This is a genomic window from Sphingobium anseongense, from assembly GCF_037725245.1.
GTDB lineage: Bacteria > Pseudomonadota > Alphaproteobacteria > Sphingomonadales > Sphingomonadaceae > Sphingobium.
On record NZ_JBBJUL010000025.1, the window covers coordinates 1 to 3378 of the forward strand.

Below are 3378 nucleotides of genomic sequence, written 5' to 3' on the forward strand. Positions count from 1 at the left end.
GGCGCGGTGATGCGTGAATGGTGGATGAGGACGATCGAGTCGTCGCTCGCTCCGCTCCTGCGTGACAAGGGCTTTGACTGGGAGGTCTCGGTGAACGAAACGCCTTTCGATCTATGGACGCTCCAGGGTGAGATCCCCCCGCCCTTCCAATCCGTCGGCGAGAAGCGGTGGATCGACGAAAACAAGGCAAGTCCCTACACATTCGAAGAGAAACTGCCTTTGGTGATGACGTTCAACCCCGGCGTTCAAAACGGGTAGCGACTATTCTGACTATATGAAAACGCAATGGAGAGTGAGATTGTGACGACAGATCATGTTATACTCGAACAGCGCGGTAGAGTTGCCGTAATGACTATGGCTTTCAAGCCATATAATCTGCTTGGGTTCGATCTTATCGCCGCACTGAGCGACGCGCTCGATCGCGTCGACCAAGCCAACACTGGCGCCATTCTCTTGCGAAGCTCTCTGCGCCATTTCTCGGCGGGTGCGGATCTCAATATGTTTGAGCAGCGCATCGTAACCGGGAAGGCCGACGCGTTGCCGGACCTGTTGGGCTTCATGCAGAAATGGGAAGGCTTCCCTATCCCGATCGTCGCCGCGCTTCACGGCGCGGTTCTGGGCGGCGGTTTTGAACTGGCCATGATGTGCGACTATATCGTCGCAGCCAGCTCAGCGAAGATCGGGTCGGTCGAGGCCACGCTCGGCTTGCATCCGCTCATGGGTGGCGTTCAACGTCAGGTCCAGCGCGCCGGCGCGCTGCGCGCCAAGGAGCTGTCGATCCTGGCACGTCGTTACGATCCAGCGACGCTGGAGCGCTGGAACCTGATTAACCTGGTCGTTCCGGATGACCAGCTTGAAAAAACCGCATTCACGATTGCCGAAGAAATCGCCCACGGGTCGACTGTCGCCCACGCGGCCACCAAGAAGCTTGCCCAGATCGCGCTCGACGAAGGTGTCGCGGCTGCGGATGCCGCAATGGAAGAGATTCAATCGGGCATCTGGGCGTCCGAGGACCTCAAAATCGGTCTCAAGGCGTTCAACGAAGCTGGTCCTGGCGCCGCCAAGTTCGTGGGACGCTGAGCCATGGCGGGTCCCCTCGAAGGCATCAAGGTTGTCGACTTTTCCCGCGTCCTGGCGGGGCCATTATGCGCCCGAACACTGCTAGACCTGGGCGCGGAGGTCATCAAAATCGAGCCGCCAAATCCTGACGTTTCGCGGCTCGCTTTCCCTCAAGCGCCCGGCATGTCCGGTTATTATGCGCAACAGAATGCCGGCAAGCGCAACGTCAGCATCGACCTTAATGTGCCCGGAGCGCGAGAGCTTGTCCTTAAACTTTGCGACGAGGCTGACATCGTGGTGGAGAATTTCAGGGCGGGAACGCTCGGTTTCTTCGATCTCGATTACGACGTTCTGGCGGAACGCAATCCCCGCCTGATCTACGCGTCGATCACCGGCTATGGTCAGGCAGGCCCATGGCGCAGCCGCATGGCCTATGCGCCGGCTGTTCATGCCGAGGTTGGCCTTACCCATCACAGCGTCCGCCATTACGGCGACGCACTGGCGGCACCGCGAAGTGACAGCTTGAGCCATGCCGATGTCTACGCCGGCACGGCGGCCGCCATCGCAATTTTGGCAGCGCTTCACCGCAGGTCGATTACCGGCATTGGTCAGGCAATCGATGTGTCGATGGCTGCGACGTTGCTTGCGATGAACGAACGCGCTCATGTCGACCTGAATCATTTCGAGCTTGGATCTGAACCGGCGATCCTCGGGGCAACTGACACCCCCTTCTTCACAGGCCCGGGTGGCGAAACATTCACCGTGGCGGCAAGCCTCGTAGGCTCGGCGACATTCCCCTGGTATGCGCACGCGATGCGCAGGGCGGACCTGGAGGACGATCCCCGTTTCTCGACAGCGAGCGCTCGCCTGGAAAATAGGCATCTGCTCCACCAGATCGTCCAGGACTGGATTTATACCTTCCCCGACATGGCAACACTCGATGCGCAGTTCGACGAAGGCAAGATTGCCATGGGAGAGTTGCGTTCCATGGCAGAGCTGGCGGAGACGGATTGGGCGGACTATTGGGGAGCGGTCCAGGAGGTACCTGATCGGCACGGCGGGACCTATCGCCTGCCCGGAAGGCCTTGGCATTTCTCGCGCGACCGGCTCGAACCACTTGGGCGGCCAGCGTTCCGTGGCGAGGATAATCGGCAGGTCTTTCGTGAATATGCCTTCAGCGATGCCGAGATAGACGCGCTGGAAAAATCGGGTGCGCTCGTGGCCGATCCCGTCCTCGGCGACATTGCCGTATCCGACAGGGCCTCGGTGGTGCCGGTTATGAACGAACTGGACGGGAGTTCAAACAATGGCTGAAGCGGAACAAGCGCAGCGGATCGTGCTTGCCTCTCGGCCGAAAGGCGAGGCAACCACGGATAATTTCCGGCTTGAACAGATGCCGATCCCGGTCCCGGGCAAGGGAGAAATCCTTGTCCGTGGGGATTATCTCTCGCTCGATCCTTACATGCGCGGTCGGATGAACGACCAGAAATCATACGCCGCGGCGGTCGAAATCGGCGAAGTGATGACGGGCGAAGCGGTCGGGACGGTGATCCGATCAAACGCTCCAGGTTTCGCAGAAGGCGACATAGTTGCCGCCCATACAGGATGGGCAACACATGCAGCCGTGGCCGGCGCGCAGGCACGCAAGATCGACACGCAGGTGGCGCCAGCGTCGGCCTATCTCGGCGTCCTGGGCATGCCAGGGTTCACTGCCTATTCCGGCCTTAAGGAAATCGGCAAGCCAGGAGCAGGTGAAACGCTGGTCGTGGCCGCCGCCAGTGGACCGGTGGGATCCATGGTTGGCCAACTTGCCAAGGCAGCAGGCGCCCGCACGGTCGGCATCGCCGGCGGCGCGGTGAAGTGTCAAGCGCTCGTCGATGAATTCGGCTTCGACATAGCGCTCGATCATCATGCCGAGGATTTCGAAAGCCAGCTGAGCGCGGCTTGCCCCGATGGTATCGACGTCTATTTCGAGAATGTCGGGGGCCGGGTGCTGGCAGCCGTAATGCCGCTGCTCAATCCATTTGCCCGCGTCCCGGTCTGCGGCCTGGTTGCCCATTATTCCGGGCAATCGGCCGGGGCACCCGATCAGTTCCTGGTTCTGATGCGCGACATCCTGGTCAAGAGCCTCACCGTCCGTGGCTTCATAAACTATGATTTGATGGAATATTATCCTGCCTTTCTGGAAGAGGTCGGAGCCGGCATCAGCAATGGCGCTATTCGATATCGCGAGGATACTGTCCGCCGACTCGATCAGGCTCCTGACGCCTTCATCGGCATGCTCAAAGGCAAAAACTTCGGCAAACTGCTCATTCAGCT

Annotated in this window: 4 protein-coding genes; all 4 read left to right on the forward strand. The window is 59.9% G+C overall.

The features are described 5' to 3' along the window. The coding region (locus WG908_RS16375; protein WP_340187575.1) for a tautomerase family protein at positions 1-258 on the forward strand (258 nt) is incomplete at its 5' end. A gap of 27 nt (positions 259-285) precedes the next feature. Beyond that, positions 286-1080 carry an enoyl-CoA hydratase/isomerase family protein gene (locus WG908_RS16380; protein WP_340187576.1) on the forward strand — a complete coding sequence of 265 codons (795 nt, stop codon included), beginning with the start codon at positions 286-288 and terminating at the stop codon, positions 1078-1080. 3 nt (positions 1081-1083) lie between these two features. Next, positions 1084-2373 carry a CaiB/BaiF CoA transferase family protein gene (locus WG908_RS16385; RefSeq protein ID WP_340187577.1) on the forward strand — a complete coding sequence of 430 codons (1290 nt, stop codon included), beginning with the start codon at positions 1084-1086 and terminating at the stop codon, positions 2371-2373. Beyond that, a partial coding sequence (curA, locus tag WG908_RS16390; protein WP_340187578.1) for an NADPH-dependent curcumin/dihydrocurcumin reductase occupies positions 2366-3378 on the forward strand: 1013 nt, incomplete at its 3' end. The genes WG908_RS16385 and curA, both read left to right, overlap by 8 nt.

Excerpts from the sequence above, each read along its gene's own strand:
- WG908_RS16380 (WP_340187576.1), top strand. The coding sequence starts at position 286 with ATGGAGAGTGAGATTGTGACGACAGATCATGTTATACTCGAACAGCGC.
- WG908_RS16385 (WP_340187577.1), top strand. The coding sequence starts at position 1,084 with ATGGCGGGTCCCCTCGAAGGCATCAAGGTTGTCGACTTTTCCCGCGTC.